Below are 17,081 nucleotides of genomic sequence, written 5' to 3' on the forward strand. Positions count from 1 at the left end.
GTTCTTTTCCTCACAGGCCTGCGTGGGCGGCGATGGCGGCGGCAATGGCCAGGGCCAGCTCTTCGGGTTTGCGCTTGATCGAGTAGTTGGTCAGCTCAGGGTGGCTTTCCACAAAACTGGTGTTGAACTGGCCGCTACGGAATTCCGGGTTACGCAGGATTTCCTGGTAATAGGCGGCAGTGGTCTTGACCCCTTGCAGACGCATGTCGTCCAGGGCGCGCAAGCCACGGTCCATCGCCTCTTCCCAGGTCAGGGCCCAGACCACCAGCTTCAGACACATGGAGTCGTAGAACGGCGGAATGGTGTAGCCGGTGTAGATCGCCGTGTCGGTCCGCACGCCGGGGCCGCCGGGCGCGTAGTAACGGGTGATCTTGCCGAAGCTCGGCAGGAAGTTGTTTTTCGGGTCTTCGGCGTTGATCCGGAACTGCAGGGCGAAACCGCGGTGGTGGATGTCTTCCTGCTTCACCGACAGCGGCAGGCCGGAAGCGATGCGGATCTGCTCGCGAACGATGTCGATGCCGGTGATTTCTTCGGTGATGGTGTGTTCCACCTGCACCCGGGTGTTCATCTCCATGAAGTACACCTCGCCGTCGGCGAGCAGGAACTCCACGGTACCGGCGTTCTCGTAGCCCACGGCCTTGGCCGCGCGCACCGACAGGTCGCCGATGTAGGCGCGCTGTTCCGGGGTCAGTTGCGGGCTGGGGGCGATCTCGATCAGCTTCTGGTTGCGGCGCTGGATCGAGCAGTCGCGCTCGAACAGGTGCACCACGTTGCCGAAGCTGTCGCCGAGGATCTGCGCCTCGATGTGCTTGGGATTGACGATGCACTTTTCCAGGAACACTTCGGCGGAACCGAACGCCTTGGTCGCCTCGGAAATCACCCGTGGGAACGCCTGTTCCAGTTCGTCGCGGCTGTTGCAGCGACGAATGCCGCGGCCGCCACCGCCGGAAGTGGCCTTGAGCATCACCGGGTAACCGATGCGGTCGCCTTCGCTCAGGGCTTCATGAATATCCGCGACGTTGCCTTCGGTGCCCGGGGTGACCGGCACGCCTGCCTTGATCATGCTGCGGCGGGCTTCGGTCTTGTCGCCCATGCGGCGAATCACTTCAGCCGATGGACCGATGAATTTGATCCCACGTTCGGCGCAGATGTCCGCCAACTCGGCGTTTTCCGAAAGGAAGCCATAGCCGGGGTGCAGCGCGTCGCAGCCGGTTTCCACGGCCAGGTTCACCAGCTTGCGCGGGTTCAGGTAGCCGGCCAGGGGTTCGGCACCGATGCTGTGGGCTTCATCCGCGCGCTTCACATGCAGGGCATGGCGATCGGCGTCGGAGAAGATCGCGACCGAGCGAATGCCCATCTCGGCGCAGGCACGCACGATTCGTACGGCAATCTCACCACGGTTGGCGATCAGGATCTTTTTTATCACTTGGAGGTACCCTTGAGCCGTTGGAACAAAAGACCCGCTAGACCGGGTCGGCGCGTGACCAAATGTTTCAAGCCAGTCGCAGGCCCACACTAATCCTGTCGATGAATTAACAAAAATCAATAATTATTGGGTCGCTCATAAGCAAAGACTTATAGTTGATCCGACAGCCTTCGGCGCGAGACCTTAGATAATGCGTAAGTCCTTGATGCGTATGACATTACGCCAGTTGCAGATTTTCAATGAGGTCTGCGATCTGCGCTCCTACAGCCGGGCGGCCGACGAAATGTCTCTGACCCAGCCCGCCGTCAGCCTGCAGATTCGCCAGCTGGAGGAGCTGATCGGCCAGCCCCTGTTCGATTACGTCGGCAAGAAGCTCTATATGACCGAGGCCGCCGAGGCGCTGCAACGGGCCAGCCGCGACATCTTCGGGCGCCTGGAAAACCTCGACATGCAACTGTCGGACATGCAGGGCTCCTTGCAGGGCCAGCTGAAACTGGCGGTGGAATCCAGCGCCAAGTACTTCGTGCCGCACCTGTTCGCCGCCTTCAAGCGCCAGCACCCGGAGGTCAACCTGCAACTGACGGTGGTCAATCGGGGCCAGGTGATCCGCCGCCTCTCGGACAACCGCGACGACCTGGTGATCATGTCCATGGTCCCGCAGGACATGGGCCTGGAATTCCTGCCGTTTCTCAATAACCCGATCGTCGCCGTGGCGCCGCCCGACCATCCGCTGTGCCACCTCGGGCCGCTGCGCCTGCAGGACCTGGAACCCTACAACCTGCTGGTGCGCGAACAGGGTTCGGGCACGCGCCTGGCCTGCGAGGAATATTTCAAGGAAAAGCGCGTGCACTTCACCCAGACCCTGGAAGTGTCGTCGGCCGAGGCTCAGCGCGAGTGTGTGCTGGCGGGTCTGGGCGTGGCGCTGTTGACGCGCCACGCCCTGAACCTTGAGTTGGCGACCGGGGGACTCGTCGAGTTGCCGGTCGAAGAGCTGCCGTTGTATCGCAGCTGGTGCCTGGTGCAGGCCAAGGCAAAACGCCTGTCACCGGTAGCGCATGCGTTCCTGGGGTTTATCCGCAGCGAACGGGTGCAGATCAGCGGGCTTGTTGAGCGTTTTGACGGGAAGCTGCCGAGGCTGCCTGCCAGTAATTGACGGCGTCCAGCTCGGGGTAGTCGTTGATTTCCTGCTGCAGACGGCGCAGCTCACAGCGATGTTCGATCGCGCGGCGAAATTCCATGCGGCGCTGGTCTTCCTGTTGACGACGGGTCTTGACTGCGCTGTTGCTCTCTTCGTAAGGCCGGGCCATTTCGAGTCTCCCAATGCGAGTACGGGAGCTTCACGATGACGCCTGCCAATGACGATTTGGCTGCGGGTCGGTTACAGGATGATGAAAGTTGCCCCCACCGCCTGCAGGAGCGAGGCTTGCCCGCGAAGGCCCCGCCGCTGGGTTTCTGGCCCACCGCGCCATCATTCTTCGCGGGCAAGCCTCGCTCCTACGGAAGGCCGGGCTAGTCGTCCAGGGCTTTTACCGACTTGGGCGACAGGCGCAGGCTGCGAAGGCTGCGCTTGACGCTCTTGAGGTGGTTGACCAGGCTCGGGCCGCGGGCCATGGCCACGCCCATCGCCAGGACGTCGATCACCACCAGGTGGGCGATGCGCGAGGTCAGCGGGGTGTAGATTTCGGTGTCTTCGTGCACGTCGATCGCCAGGTTGACGGTCGACAGCTCGGCCAGCGGCGTCTGGCTCGGGCACAGGGTGATCAGCGAGGCGCCGCTTTCACGCACCAGGTTGGCGGTGATCAGCAGGTCCTTGGAACGCCCGGACTGGGAAATGCAGATCGCCACGTCGGTGGGCTTCAAGGTCACCGCCGACATCGCCTGCATATGCGGGTCGGAATAGGCCGCCGCGGTCAGCAGCAGGCGGAAGAATTTGTGCTGGGCGTCCGCCGCCACCGCGCCCGAGGCGCCGAAGCCGTAAAACTCCACGCGCTGGGCCTGGGACATGAGGGTCACAGCCCGTTGCAACTCCACCGGATCGAGCTTCTCGCGAACCTCCATCAGGGTGTGCAGGGTGGTGTCGAAGATTTTCAGGCTGTAGTCGGCGACCGAGTCGTCTTCATGAATCGCGAACTGGCCGAAGCTCGCCCCGGCGGCCAGGCTCTGGGCCAGCTTGAGCTTCAGGTCCTGGAACCCCGAGCAACCGATGGCGCGGCAGAAGCGCACGATGGTCGGCTCGCTGATACCCACGCTGTGGGCCAGGTCGGCCATGGAACTGTGCATCACAGCCGCAGGGTCGAGCAGCACATGATCGGCGACCTTGAGCTCCGACTTGCGCAAGAGATGGCGTGATTGGGCAATGTGCTGCAACAGATTCAAAGGGCTGGACTCATTGTTATGGGGCAGACGCCCAAGGATGTAGCAATTTTGTAGTTATACTACATGAATTCGCTTTTTGCCTGCTCAATGCGTAACTGAATCACCTTTGCGCCCCACTGTTTTAGCCTCGCCTGCTCTTTGTAGCTGCTGGAGCCGGGCAGCCGGTATTCGTAAAAACTTCAGATATTCCTGGCCTTTTGCGGCCGCTGCGCAGCCGATCGCAGCCTGCGGCAGCGGCTACAGGGTCTCGGCCCGCAACAGCACCGCAAGCCCCTCGGCTTCCACCGGCCGACTGATCAGGTAGCCCTGCACCTCATCGCATTTCTGCTCCTTGAGAAATGCCAGCTGCTCCGGATGCTCCACCCCTTCGGCCACCACCTTCAGCGACAGCCCATGGGCCATGGCGATGATCGCCCGGGTGATCGCCGCGTCGGCGCCGCCTTCGCTCAGGCCGCGGATGAATGCCTGGTCGATCTTCACGTAGTCCACCGGAATCCGCTTGAGGTAGCTCAGCGAGGAATAACCGGTGCCGAAGTCGTCGATGGCCAGCTTCACCCCCAGGTCACGCAGTTGCTGGAAGGTCGAAACGATGTGTTCGACGCTGTCGAGCAGATGGCTTTCGGTCAGCTCCAGCTCGAGGAAATGCGGCGCCAGCCCGGTCTCTTCCAGCACGCTGCGCACCTGGCTGACCAGCTTGCCCTGGCGCAGTTGATGCACCGACAGGTTCACCGAAACCCGAATCGCCGGCAGCCCCTGGCGCTGCCACTCGCAGGCTTGCCAGCAGGCCTGGCGCAAGACGAATTCGCCGATCGGGCCGATCAGACCGATCTCTTCCGCCAGGCCGATAAAGTCCCCCGGCGGCACCCGCCCCAGGTCGGGATGGTCCCAGCGCACCAGGGCTTCGGCGGCGTTCATGCGGCCGGTGGCGAGGCACAGTTTCGGCTGGTAGAACACCTTCAGTTGGCGCTCCTCGACCGCCTTGCGCAGCTGGTTCTCCAGTTGCAGGCGCTCCAGAGTGCTGGCTTGCAGGCTGGCGGTGTAGAACTGGAAGTTGTTGCCGCCCAGGTGCTTGGCGTGTTGCATGGCGATGTTCGACTGGCTGATCAGCGCCGGAATTTCCCGCGCGCTGTCGGGCAGCATGCTGATGCCCATGGAAGCGCTGACCACCAGCTCATGGCCTTCCACGGTAATCGGCAGGCGCAGCTTCGCCGACAAGCGGGTGGCCACCCGGGTCAGGCTCGACAGGCAGCCATAGGCATCGAACAGCACCGCGAACTCATCGCCGGACAAGCGGGCAATGGTGTCGGCTTCCGGCAGCGCGTTGACCAGCCGCCGCGCCATTTTCTGCAACAGCTGGTCGGCGATGTCGTGGCCCAGGCTGTCGTTGAGCAGCTTGAAACGGTCCAGGTTGATATGCACCAGGGCCAGGCTGCGGCCGCCCTGGCGCATCCGTTGATGGGCTTCGCGCAAGCGTTCGCGAAACAGCGAACGGTTGGCCAGGCCGGTGAGCTCGTCGTAATGGGTCAGGTAGCGCATGCGCTCCTCGGATTCGCGCCGCGCCGACAGATCGGCGAAGAAGCCCACAATATGGCTTACCTTTCCCCGGGTATCGCGCACCACGTTCAATTGCAGCCACTGCGGGTACAGCTCGCCGTTCTTGCGTGCCTCCACCAATTCGCCCTGCCAGCTGCCATGCTGTTCGAGAGTTTGATGAATCACCGGAAAGTGCCGCCGTGCGTCGCGACTGCACGGCAGGTCGACCACATTGCGCCCGAGCATGTCCTCGATCTGGTAACCGGTAACCCGGCTGAACGCCTGATTGACCGCCAGCAGCACGTAATCGGGGTCGAGGATCACGATGCCCTCGCTGGCCGCCTCGAACACCATCGCCGACAGGCGGCGCTGCTCTTCCTGTTGCTTACTGGCGCTGATATCGCGCCGGGTGCCGACCATGCGCAGCACCCGCCCGCCTGGGCCGCGCTCCACGGCGCGGCCACGGTCCTCGATCCAGACCCAGCGGCCATCGGCATGCCGCACGCGATATTCCACCAGGTAATCCTCGGTGCGCCCCTTCAGGTGCTCCACCAGCGCGCGCTTGAGCAGCGGCAGGTCTTCGGGATGCAGCAGCGGCTTGAGGTGGCTGAGCATCGCCCGCACGAACTCCGGCTCCAGGCCGAACAGCTCCTTGATATGGCTGTGATGGACCTCGTCGGTCTGCAGGTTCCAGTCCCACAGCCCCAGCTGGCTGGCCTTGAGGGCCAGGGCCAGGCGCGCTTCGCTCTTGCTCAGGGCCTGGTTGGCCGCGTCCAGCTCGAGGCTGCGCTGGGCCACTCGGCTTTCCAGGCCGACCTGGGCTTCGCGCAATTGCTCTTCGGCGCGGCGACGCTGCTCGACTTCCCGCAACAGCTCGCTGTTGAGCTGTTCGCTGCGACTCTGCGCCTGTTGCAGATGTTCGATCAGGGCCTGGTTCTGGAAACGCCGCAGCAAGCCCATCTGGATCAGGCGGTTGACCTGCCAGGCCACCACGCTCAGCGACACCAGCAGGATCAACCCCAGCCAGCCCCAGCCGCGCTGCTGATCGTCGCCGCCCCAGAACAGGTAGCCGATCGCCGGTAGCAAACAGGGCAAGGTAAAGGACAGGAAGGCCGGCAGGCTGACCGCGTAGGCCACGCTGGCCGAGAGGATCGCCGCGCCGATCAGGCCGAAGACCCAGGCCTGCTGCAGGAAATTGTCGGTGGGCATCAGGGCGATGCCGGCGCAGGCCAGGGTCAGGCCGCTGACGGCGGAGCCGAGCAGGAACATGCGGCGCCAGACCGGCTGCGCCTGGCGGCTGGGAATCGCCGAGTCGAACGCCGCCACCTGGATCACCCGCAGGGCGACCAGGGCCAGCAACCAGACCATCCACACGCTGACCAGCCAATAACGCTCGGGGCTCCACAGCAGCCAGGCGCAGACCAGGCCGTTGAGCAGCATGAACAGGGTGGGCAACAGGGAGCCCTGATAAAGCAGGCGCGTGCGCTCTACCGCCATCTCCATGGCGTATTGCTTGCGAACAACCCGAGGCTCCACGAAGGGTCCGGACGGGCCAGTGCTGAGTGTCATAGGCAGTGTTCTTATAATGATTGAGCCCGAAACGTCGCCGGAGCATACACAAGCAACCGCCCGGACCAAACTGCCTGGAATCATAAAATCGGCAAATCCGCGCGAGCGCCGATCCCTGCGAAATTCCTCCAGCCAAGCCCGGCCAACGGCTGCAGCCCGTGACCGACCGGTCGTCCCTGGCGTTCTTTTATCGGCTAAACCAAAGCTTGGTTTGCCCGGTGTGCGCCAGCCCCCTAGAATGCCCCGATGCGCGATGATCTCTCCCTTCTGCTGAACTCCCTCAACGATGCCCAACGCCAGGCCGTAGCCGCCTCCTTGGGTCGTCAGTTGGTCCTGGCCGGTGCTGGCTCCGGTAAAACCCGAGTGCTGGTGCACCGTATCGCCTGGTTGATCCAGGTCGAGAACGCCTCGCCCCACTCCATCCTGTCGGTGACCTTCACCAACAAGGCCGCTGCCGAGATGCGCCAGCGTATCGAGCAGTTGATGGGTATCAACCCGGCCGGCATGTGGGTCGGTACCTTCCACGGCCTGGCGCACCGCCTGCTGCGGGCGCACTGGCAAGAGGCCGGCCTGAGCCAGACCTTCCAGATCCTCGACAGCGACGACCAGCAACGCCTGGTCAAGCGGGTGATCCGCGACCTGGGCCTGGACGAGCAGCGCTGGCCGGCCCGGCAGGCCCAGTGGTTCATCAACGGGCAGAAGGACGAAGGCCTGCGTCCGCAACACATTCAAGCCAGCGGCGACCTGTTCCTGGCCACCATGCGCGGCATCTACGAAGCCTACGAGGCCGCCTGCCAGCGCGCCGGGGTCATCGACTTCTCCGAGCTGCTGCTGCGTGCCCTGGACCTGTGGCGCGACCACCCGGGCCTGCTGGCGCACTACCAGAAGCGTTTCCGCCACGTGCTGGTGGACGAATTCCAGGACACCAACGCCGTGCAGTACGCCTGGTTGCGCCTGCTGGCCAAGGGCGGCGACAGCCTGATGGTGGTGGGCGACGACGACCAGTCGATCTACGGCTGGCGCGGGGCGAAGATCGAGAACATTCACCAGTATTCCGAAGACTTCCCGGACACCGAAGTGATCCGCCTGGAGCAGAACTACCGCTCCACCGCCGGCATCCTCAAGGCCGCCAACGCCCTGATCGCCAATAACACCGGGCGCCTGGGCAAGGAGTTGTGGACCGACGGCGGCGAAGGCGAAGCGATCAACCTGTACGCCGCCTTCAACGAACACGATGAAGCGCGCTACGTGGTGGAAACCATCGAAAGCGCCCTGAAGACCGGCCTGGCCCGTAGCGATATCGCCATCCTCTATCGCTCCAACGCCCAGTCGCGGGTGCTGGAAGAAGCGCTGCTGCGCGAGCGCATTCCGTACCGCATCTACGGCGGCCAGCGCTTCTTCGAACGCGCCGAAATCAAGAACGCCATGGCCTATATGCGCCTGCTGGAAGGTCGCGGCAACGACGCGGCCCTGGAGCGGGTGATCAACGTGCCGACCCGCGGCATTGGCGAAAAGACCGTCGAAGCGATTCGCGAACACGCGCGCCACAGCCATGTGTCGATGTGGGAAGCGATGCGCCAGCTGGTGGCCAATAAAGGCGTGACCGGGCGTGCCGCCGGTGCCCTGGGCGCCTTCATGGAGCTGATCGAGCACCTGGCGGCGAAAACCGCCGAGATGCCGTTGCACCTGATGACCCAGACCGTTATCGAGCAGTCCGGCCTGATCGCCTACCACGAAGCGGAAAAAGGCGAGAAAGGCCAGGCCCGGGTAGAAAACCTCGAGGAACTGGTCAGCGCCGCGCGCAACTTCGAGCACACCGAAGAAGACCAGGAACTGACGCCGCTGGCGGCCTTCCTCGGCCACGCTTCGCTGGAAGCCGGCGACACCCAGGCCGACGAGCACGAAGACAGCATCCAGCTGATGACCCTGCACAGTGCCAAGGGCCTGGAATTCCCTTACGTGTTCCTGGTGGGCATGGAAGAAGGCCTGTTCCCGCACAAGATGAGCCTGGAAGAGCCCGGCCGCCTTGAAGAGGAACGCCGCCTGGCCTACGTCGGCATCACCCGGGCGATGCAGAACCTGGTGATGACCTACGCCGAAACCCGACGCCTGTATGGGAGCGAGACCTACAACAAGGTGTCGCGTTTCGTACGGGAGGTACCGAAGGGGCTGATCCAGGAAGTGCGCCTGTCCAACAGCGTCAGCCGTCCGTTCGGCGGTGGCCAGTCGCAGAGCACCAGCAGCCTGTTCGGCGGCAGCGAGATCCCGGACACCGGCCTCAGCCTCGGCCAGGCGGTACGCCACTCGGTATTCGGCGACGGTGTGATCCTCAACTTCGAAGGCGCCGGCGCCCAGGCCCGGGTCCAGGTGAACTTCAGCGAAGGCAGCAAGTGGCTGATGCTCGGCTACGCCAAGCTCGAAGCCATCTGACGCCTTGACCTCCTTCGCCATGCCGGGGCGATGCTTCTGAACCAGAAGCATGCCCCGCGGCATGGGGCGAAATCGGGCTGACCGGCCACTGAGCCGTTGCATCCGCCCAACGGACAAACCTGTACAGGGCCCACTTGCCTCGACCCAAGCTGAACCGTGGCTGTCAGGCAAAAGCCCGAAACACTCTGCCGCTAGCCAGTGACACTTCACCTGTGCAACATGGCGCGCGTGCCATCCACAAATGGGAATTCCCTTTATGAAACGTTTTCTTAGCATCGCCATGGCGTTGTGCATCGGCCTGACGATGAGCCTCGACGCCAACGCCAAGCGCTTCGGTGGCGGCAAAAGCGCTGGCGCCGCGCCGACCCACCAGACCAGCCAGATGGCTCCGTCCTCTTCCGGCATGGGTTCCACTGCCGCGACCGCCGGTGCTGCCGGTGCCGCGGGCGCTGCCACCAAGGCCAGCGGCGCTTCGCGCTGGCTCGGCCCATTGGCCGGTATCGCCGCAGGCGGCCTGCTGGCCTCCATGTTCATGGGCGACGGCTTCCAGGGCATGCAGATCTTCGACATCCTGATCATGGCGGTCATCGCCTTCCTGGTCTTCCGCTTTATCGCCGCCCGTCGTCGCAAGCAGCAGGAGCAGTACGCTCCAGCCGGCCACGCACCGATGCAGCGTGAAGCCTTCGAGCCAAAACCTGCCTCCGGTTCGATCTTCGGTGGTTCGGCTGCACCTGCCGCCGTGGCCCGTCCGGTAATCAACGCGCCAGCCTGGTTCAACGAAGAGCGTTTCGTCGAAGCCGCGCGCAACCACTTCCAGTCCCTGCAGCAACACTGGGACGCCAACGAAATGGACAAGATCGCCGAGTTCGTGACCCCGCAGATGCTGCAATTCCTGAAGCAGGAACGTGCCGATCTGGGCGACGGCTTCCAGTCGACCTACATCGACAACCTCAATGTGCAACTGGAAGGCGTCGACGACCGCGCCGACAAGACCATCGCAACCCTGACCTTCACCGGCGTGTCGAAGACCTCGCGTTTCGACCAGGGCGAAGTGTTCAGTGAAAGCTGGAACATGGAGCGCGCCCAGGGCGAAAATCAGCCTTGGCTGGTTGCAGGTATCCGCCAGAACGGCTGATTCTCTCCAGTGTCACATCGGTAATCGCAAAACCCCGGCTCAGGTCGGGGTTTTGCATTTCACGATTGCACTTATAGCGAGCTACTGTATAAACCGCCGTCTATTAAACCGCGCCATAGAGCTAAGAGGACCCAGGCCGTGGAAGAAGTCATCGAGCAACTCCGTGAAGCAAACGAACCGGTACCCGTTCCCCTGGAACTGCCGGATGAAGACCTGCTGGTGGAAATCGAAGAACAGCTGTTCATCAATATCCCCTTCGTCTTCAAAGAGTTCCTGTTGACCGTGAGCGATGTCGTCTACGGCAGCCTGGAGCCGGTCACCGTGACCGACCCGCAATCCCACACCTACCTGCCGGAAGTGGCGGCTACCGCCTGGGACATGGGCGTGCCGCGCGAGCTGATCCCGATCTGCCAGGACGGTGACGACTACTACTGCGTCGAGGAAGACGGCACCGTGGTGTTGTGGTCCGGCGAAGAAGAGCTGATCACCGAAGAATCCTGGGAATCGGTGTGGCACTGGGCGCGGGACGTCTGGCTGGAAAGCTGATCGGCCTTGCGCGGTTTCGCCCCGCGGGCGCAGGCGCATGGATCGACTGCCACCCGTTGCATGACGTTCACAAGCGGTCGCGCCACCCGGTCGATCGCCGCATTGACACTACTCGCCAGCAGCCTGCTGGCGGGTTGTCAGTCGCCCATGGCTCAGTTGCAAAGCCTGAGCACGCAGTACGCCCATCAGGTCGAAGTCCTGCCCACCTCACCCTTCCCGCTCGCCAGCAGCCTGCCCCAGCACTTATCCAAACAACCCCGCCTGCGCGTCTACCTTGAAGGCGACGGCCATGCCTGGGAGACAGCCCGCCAACCCAGCCTCGCCCCCAGTCCGCAGCACCTGCTGATGGTGTAACTGGCGCTGAGCGATCCCCGTCCCAGCGTCTATCTGGCCCGCCCCTGCCAATTCGTCAGGGCGGCTGACTGCACGGCGACCATCTGGACCGACCAGCGCTTTTCCCCAGCGGTACTGCGCAGCCTCGACCAGGCCCTCGACCGCCTCAAACAGCGTTACGGCAATCAGGATTTCGAACTGATCGGCTATTCAGGTGGCGCGGCACTGGCCCTGTTGCTGGCCGCGCGGCGAGACGATATTATCCAGGTGCAAACCCTGGCCGGCAACCTGAGCCCTCGGCTATGGGTCAGTGCGCTGGGGCTGAGCCCGCTGCACGGCTCCCTCGAGCCGCTGGACCAGGCACCCAAGCTGGCCCTGGTGGCGCAACGGCATTTGCTCGGCCAGGCCGACCGCAGCGTGCCTGCCAGCCTCTACCCCGCCTATCGGCAGGCACTGGGGGACGCAAGCCTTCTGCGTACAATCCGTCAGCCTGCCCGGGGTCACCCACGACCAGGGCTGGGTCGAAGCCTGGCGACACTGGCGCGACCAACCGCTGAGTTGTGCATCACCGGGCAATTAGTGCCCATTGTCTTCCTTGTGGTTATCCAGGGTATCCAGCAAGGCCACCTGCATGCGGGTGTGCACGCGGATGAACCAGCGCCACAGCAGCGCGGCCACCGCCGCCGTCACCACCGCAATCAGCACCAGCAGCTCGGTGGTCGGCAGGATGCTCGAAGACAGCGCCGCCAGCAGCAGGAAGATCACCAGCAGCGACAGCACCGGAATCACCTCGGCGATCACCCGGCGCACGCGCTGGGTGTGACGCCCGGCCATTTCCGGCTTCACCCCCATCTCCGCCAGCAGCATCGACAGGGCCTTGAGCTTGCGATAGGCGGCGATCAGGAACGGCAGCGACAGCAGCAGCGCCCCGCCCCAGATCAGCGCCTTCTGCCAGCTCGGATCACTGATCCAGTCCTGCAGGTATTCGCCGATGCGCGCGGCGAAATAACCGCCGGAGAAGAAGATCGCCACCACCAGCGCCAGATTGACCCCGACCTGCAACAGGATCCGCCGGATCATCGACGCCAGCAGCGCCCCCTCGCCATGGGGCTGGATACTGCGCAACCATTCGCCGTACATGCCCAACACCCGGCTCAGGCGGGTCGGCATCACGGCGGCGAGCTTCAGCGACAGCGGGTCGGCGGCGCGGATCAGGTAAGGCGTGAGCAAGGTGGTAATGGCCGACACGGCGACCGCCACCGGGTAGAGAAAGTCGCTGGTGACCTGCAGGGTCATGCCCAGCGCCGCGATGATGAAGGAGAACTCGCCGATCTGCGACAGGCCCATGCCGACCCGTAGCGAGGTGCGGCCATCGTTGCCGGCGATAAAGGCGCCCAGGCCGCAGGACAGCATCTTGCCCAGCACCACCGCGACGGTGATCACCGCGATCGGCCAGGCGTACTGCAGGAGGATCTGCGGGTCGATCATCAGGCCGATGGCGACGAAGAAGATGGCGCTGAACATGTCGCGTACCGGCTCGATCAGGCGCTCGATCTTCAGCAATTGCCGCGACTCGGCCATGATCGCGCCGATCAGGAAGGCGCCGAGCACCATGCTGTACTCCAGCTTGACCACCAGCAGGCAGAAGCCGAAGCACAGCCCCAGCACGGTAATCAGCAGCATCTCGTTGCTTTCGAACCTGGCCACGTAGGCCAGCAGCCGCGGGACCAGCAGGATGCCGATGACCAGGGCGACGATCATGAACAGCGAGAGTTTGCCGACGGTGGAGAACACTTCCCCGGAACTGACAGTGCCGCTGACCGCGATGCTCGAGAGCAAGGCGATGATGCCGATGCCGAGGATGTCTTCGACGATCAGCACGCCGAAGATCAGCTGGGCGAAGCGCTGGTTCTTCATCTTCAGGTCGTTGAGCGCCTTGACGATGATGGTGGTCGAGGAAATCGCCAGGATCGCGCCGAGGAACAGCGAGTCCATGGTGTTCCAGCCGAACCAGCGGCCGATCTCGTAGCCGATCCAGATCATCAGCACGATTTCCATGAACGCCGCGATAAAGGCCGTGGCGCCGACCTTGAACAGCTTGCGCAGGCTGAACTCCAGGCCCAGGCAGAACATCAGGAAAATCACCCCCAGCTCGGCCAGGGTCTTGATCGTGTCTTCGTCGTGGATCAGGCCGAACGGCGGGGTGTGCGGGCCGATGATGAAGCCGGCGACGATATAGCCGAGGACCACCGGCTGCTTGAGCCGATGGAAGAGAATGGTCACCACGCCTGCGACCAGCATGATCACTGCCAGGTCCTGAATAAAGCTGATGGCATGCATGGCGTGGGGCTCCTTGGGGTCGTGTTCTTGCGGGCGGCGCGGGGGCGTTGCGCAGCCTGCCGGCCAGCGGGAAAAGCCCTTGGGACGGGCTTTTGAAGGTTAACATCGCGACTTGTGCCAGAAAGGCGGTGCAATATATGGAAACAGATAGATCGCCGCGTGACGGCGATCGCGGGCGCAGCGTCCCGTTATCGATGGTTTGAAACGCTGACCAAGCACCCGCAGAGGTGCGCCCCGCAACCCCTGCCTTAACCCGTGAGTGTGCTATGGAACCCGGAAACGCCCAGCTGTCGATGACGGTATTGATGACCCCTGACATGGCCAACTTCTCAGGCAATGTCCACGGCGGCACCCTGCTCAAGTACCTCGATGAAGTCGCCTACGCCTGCGCCAGCCGTTATGCCGGCCGTTATGTGGTGACCCTGTCGGTGGACCAGGTGATCTTCCGCGAGCCGATCCACGTCGGCGAACTGGTGACCTTCCTGGCCTCGGTCAACTACACCGGCAACACCTCGATGGAGGTCGGTATCAAGGTGGTCACCGAGAACATCCGCGAGCGCTCGGTGCGCCACACCAACAGTTGCTTCTTCACCATGGTAGCCGTGGACGACCAGCGCAAACCCGCCGCCGTGCCGCCACTGCAACCGCAAACCAGCGAAGACAAGCGCCGCTTCATGCAGGCCCAGCAACGCCGGCAGATCCGCCAGGAGCTGGAAAAGCGCTATCAGGAAATCAAGGCCGACGCCTGATCGTCCGAGACAGGCTCGCTTTTACCGAGCGAGCCTGTTGGCGATAAGCCCCCGCGCAACCCGTTAGTTACAGATCGATCGGTACCGCCTCGAACCGCACCCGTGGATGGGTGATCCGGTCCTGGGCCCGGATCAGTTGCAGTTCGTAACTGGCGCAGGCCTGGGTTTCCAGCAGCACTTCATGCACCGCCGCGGCGGTGAACTCGAACGCCGCCACCAGGCTGTCGCCCAGCAGCACCCGGGCCAGGAACAGCCCCGAAGTCAGGTCGCCCACACCCACCGGCTGACGCGGGAATGCCAGCAGCGGACGACGCAGGTGCCAGCTGCCTTCGGCGGTCACCAGCAACATCTCGAAGCCGTCCGGCAGCTTGCCCGGGTAATCCAGATGCTTGACCAGCACCGCTTTCGGACCACGCGCCAGCAGCGCCCGGGCCATGGCCAGGCAGTCGAACAGCGACTGCGGCTTGCGCCCGGCGAAGCTGTCCAGCTCCAGTTGGTTGGGGCAGAGGAAATCCGCCACGGCCGCCGCCTCTTCCAACAGGAAGTCGCTGACCTCCTGGGGCACGCTGCAACCCTTTTCCGGGTGGCCCATCACCGGGTCGCACAGGTACAGGGCCTTGGGGTTGGTCGCCTTGATCCGCGCCACGCCACCGAGGATCGCCCGCCCCTGCGCCGCGCTGCCCAGGTAGCCGGACAGCACCGCGTCGCAGTTACCCAGTTCGCCGATGGCGGCAATGCCTTCCACCAGCTCCGGGATCTGGTGCGGCGACAGCACCTCGCCGGCCCACTGGCCGTATTGCGTGTGGTTGGAGAACTGCACCGTATTGAGCGGCCAGACATTCACCCCGACCCGCTGCATGGGAAACACCGCGGCGCTGTTGCCGGCATGGCCGAAGACCACATGGGACTGGATCGCGAGCAGATGAGGCGTACGTTTCATTCGGGTCATTCCGTAAAACGATTGAAATTCGAGCCGCGCAGTATGCGACTAAACGCAACCTGTACGACAGACCGAAGACGCAGTTAAGCTGGTGCGACTTCGTTGGAGCGCACCTCATGCTGACCCTTGGAAACATTTTCGTGCTGATGCTGCTGGCGACCGGCGCCGCCTGGCTATGGCACAACCACGGCCTGCGCGAGCGGGCGCTGGAGAGGGTCAAGCAGCATTGTGCGCGGCTCGATATCGAGCTGCTGGACGGCAACGTGGCGTTGAAGCGCATCGGTTTCGTCAGGGACGCCAGTGGTCGCCGGCGCCTGGCCCGGATCTACACCTTCGAATTCACCGTCACCGGCGAAACCCGCCATGCGGGGACCATCACCCAGTTCGGCGCCCACAGCGCGCAGATCGAGCTGGCGCCCTACCCGATTGCAACGCCCGCGCCGCCACCCGTGCCGACACACAGCGCCGAAGTGATCGAACTGAGCCAATGGCGCGAAGGACGCAGCAAGTAAGGCCAACCGCCTATGCACTCCTGTAGGAGCGAGGCTTGCCCGCGATAGCCGCGAAGCGGCGATTTTTCCTGGCAAAACGCGTCATCGTTGACGATTTTTTCGCGGGCAATCGAGCGTCGACCGGCCGCTCCTACAGAAGCAGGGGTTGGATTATTGGCAGCACTCAGCCAGGGACTGTTGCAGGGTGGCCACGTCCTGCGGCTCGCTGAAGATCAACTCGATACGTGAATCGCGGCGCCACTCGCTGGCTTGCCAGTGCAGCGCGGCGTTATCCAGGGCGTTGCCCGAAACCCAGCCCTGCGCACCGTGGATCACCAGCTTGGCCCGGCGCCAATCAAGGCTCGCCAGCCATTGCTCGAGGCACCGAACATCGAATACCTGGCTCGGGTGCCAGCGCCAACCGATGCTCCAGCCGCCCTCCTGGGCCTGGCTCAGGCAGATGGGCTGGGCCGGATCGGTCCAGATCGCCGGCAGCTGTGCCAATCCCTTGGGTACTTCGAAGGCCTCGATGGCAGCCCCCGCGCGAGCCTCCACGCCAGGCAAGCGCTCCAGCGCCAAGGTCCCGCGGGTAGTCCAGAGCAGCGGACAGGCCGGCAACTGCTCGAGAATGCCCTGACGCTGCGCCGCGTCGAGCCCTTCGTCCTTGTTCAGCAGCAACAGGCCGGCACTGGGCAGCGCCTCCTGTTGGGCCTGCGGCAGCGGCTTGCCGGCCGCCAGCGCCTGGGCATCGAGGACCAGCACGCAAGGTTGCACGGCCAGGACCGTTTGCCAGGGCGCCTCGCGCAATTGCTGGAGCAGTTGCGCCGGGTGCCCCAGGCCGGAAGGCTCGATAAACAGGCGATCAGGCCGGGCCTTGCGCAACAGGCGCCCCAGGCCCACCTGGAACGGCGCGCCGTTGACGCAGCACAGGCAGCCGCCGGCCACTTCGCCCAGGGCGATACCGTCCTCGTCCCGGGCCAGCAGCGCCGCATCCAGGCCGATCTGGCCGAACTCGTTGATCAGCACCGCCCAGCGCTCATTGGCCGGACGCTGTGCCAACAGGTGCTGGATCAGGCTGGTCTTGCCCGCGCCGAGGGGACCGGCGATGACGTGGGTGGGGATGTTGTGCAGCATGGGGGGAACGCTCGGAAAGGAGGTGATTGATCCTACGCGCTAACCCGCGGCAGCGAAATTCCCGTAGCCGCTGCCGCAG

At 63.9% G+C, this 17,081-nt stretch carries 13 protein-coding genes and 1 pseudogene; 7 read left to right on the forward strand and 7 right to left on the reverse strand.

The annotated features are described in order from the left end of the window. Window positions 1-10 precede the first annotated feature (10 nt). Complete coding sequence (locus C4K27_RS30625; RefSeq protein WP_007927582.1) at window positions 11-1,426, reverse strand: acetyl-CoA carboxylase biotin carboxylase subunit; 1,416 nt, start codon at window positions 1,424-1,426, stop codon at window positions 11-13. A 190-nt stretch (window positions 1,427-1,616) separates the two neighbouring features. Here C4K27_RS30625 and C4K27_RS30630 point away from each other — a divergent pair, with 190 nt between their 5' ends. Beyond that, a complete protein-coding gene (locus tag C4K27_RS30630) occupies window positions 1,617-2,579 on the forward strand; it encodes a LysR family transcriptional regulator (protein WP_028683627.1) in 963 nt (320 codons plus the stop codon). On the opposite strand, the gene C4K27_RS30635 is transcribed toward C4K27_RS30630, so the two are convergent. The 3 genes from C4K27_RS30635 to C4K27_RS30645 all read right to left on the reverse strand — a co-directional run bounded on the left by C4K27_RS30635 (window position 2,521) and on the right by C4K27_RS30645 (window position 6,904). Beyond that, window positions 2,521-2,733 (reverse strand): PA3496 family putative envelope integrity protein, encoded by a 213-nt coding sequence (locus tag C4K27_RS30635; RefSeq protein ID WP_081002350.1) that lies wholly within the window; start codon window positions 2,731-2,733, stop codon window positions 2,521-2,523. The genes C4K27_RS30630 and C4K27_RS30635 overlap by 59 nt on opposite strands. Before the next feature lie 202 nt (window positions 2,734-2,935). Beyond that, on the reverse strand, window positions 2,936-3,802 hold the full coding sequence (hexR, locus tag C4K27_RS30640) for a transcriptional regulator HexR (protein ID WP_007927594.1): 867 nt from the start codon (window positions 3,800-3,802) through the stop codon (window positions 2,936-2,938). 237 nt (window positions 3,803-4,039) lie between these two features. After that, window positions 4,040-6,904 (reverse strand): EAL domain-containing protein, encoded by a 2,865-nt coding sequence (locus tag C4K27_RS30645; protein WP_053263153.1) that lies wholly within the window; start codon window positions 6,902-6,904, stop codon window positions 4,040-4,042. A gap of 246 nt (window positions 6,905-7,150) precedes the next feature. Between C4K27_RS30645 and uvrD the strand changes: the two genes are divergently transcribed. The 4 genes and pseudogenes from uvrD to C4K27_RS31555 all read left to right on the forward strand — a co-directional run bounded on the left by uvrD (window position 7,151) and on the right by C4K27_RS31555 (window position 11,928). Next, the gene (uvrD, locus tag C4K27_RS30650; RefSeq protein ID WP_007927596.1) at window positions 7,151-9,334 is read left to right on the forward strand and encodes a DNA helicase II; all 2,184 of its coding nucleotides are present in this window, start codon (window positions 7,151-7,153) and stop codon (window positions 9,332-9,334) included. A 256-nt stretch (window positions 9,335-9,590) separates the two neighbouring features. Then, window positions 9,591-10,469 carry a Tim44 domain-containing protein gene (locus tag C4K27_RS30655; RefSeq protein ID WP_053263154.1) on the forward strand — a complete coding sequence of 293 codons (879 nt, stop codon included), beginning with the start codon at window positions 9,591-9,593 and terminating at the stop codon, window positions 10,467-10,469. 138 nt (window positions 10,470-10,607) lie between these two features. Continuing rightward, window positions 10,608-11,015, forward strand: coding sequence for an SMI1/KNR4 family protein (locus C4K27_RS30660; protein ID WP_007927598.1), 408 nt, complete (start codon window positions 10,608-10,610; stop codon window positions 11,013-11,015). Window positions 11,016-11,075: 60 nt separating this feature from the next. Further along, a pseudogene (locus C4K27_RS31555) lies at window positions 11,076-11,928 on the forward strand (alpha/beta hydrolase). On the opposite strand, the gene C4K27_RS30675 reads toward C4K27_RS31555, so the two are convergent. Beyond that, window positions 11,925-13,688 (reverse strand): cation:proton antiporter, encoded by a 1,764-nt coding sequence (locus C4K27_RS30675; RefSeq protein WP_009041400.1) that lies wholly within the window; start codon window positions 13,686-13,688, stop codon window positions 11,925-11,927. The pseudogene C4K27_RS31555 and the gene C4K27_RS30675 sit on opposite strands and share 4 nt — an antisense overlap. A 266-nt stretch (window positions 13,689-13,954) precedes the next feature. On the opposite strand from C4K27_RS30675, the gene C4K27_RS30680 reads away from it, so the two are divergent. After that, window positions 13,955-14,437, forward strand: coding sequence for an acyl-CoA thioesterase (locus tag C4K27_RS30680; RefSeq protein ID WP_007927601.1), 483 nt, complete (start codon window positions 13,955-13,957; stop codon window positions 14,435-14,437). A 67-nt stretch (window positions 14,438-14,504) separates the two neighbouring features. On the opposite strand, the gene pdxY is transcribed toward C4K27_RS30680, so the two are convergent. Continuing rightward, a complete protein-coding gene (gene pdxY / locus C4K27_RS30685) occupies window positions 14,505-15,377 on the reverse strand; it encodes a pyridoxal kinase PdxY (RefSeq protein WP_053263155.1) in 873 nt (290 codons plus the stop codon). A gap of 116 nt (window positions 15,378-15,493) precedes the next feature. Between pdxY and C4K27_RS30690 the strand changes: the two genes are divergently transcribed. Continuing rightward, window positions 15,494-15,889, forward strand: coding sequence for a DUF3301 domain-containing protein (locus C4K27_RS30690; protein ID WP_007927603.1), 396 nt, complete (start codon window positions 15,494-15,496; stop codon window positions 15,887-15,889). Window positions 15,890-16,039: 150 nt separating this feature from the next. Here the strand turns inward: C4K27_RS30690 and C4K27_RS30695 are convergent, their stop codons facing one another. Further along, complete coding sequence (locus C4K27_RS30695) at window positions 16,040-17,002, reverse strand: CobW family GTP-binding protein (protein ID WP_053263156.1); 963 nt, start codon at window positions 17,000-17,002, stop codon at window positions 16,040-16,042. Between the last annotated feature and the right edge of the window lie 79 nt (window positions 17,003-17,081).

Origin of the sequence: Pseudomonas chlororaphis subsp. chlororaphis (assembly GCF_003945765.1) — a bacterium.
GTDB classification, from domain to species: Bacteria; Pseudomonadota; Gammaproteobacteria; order Pseudomonadales; family Pseudomonadaceae; genus Aquipseudomonas; species Aquipseudomonas chlororaphis.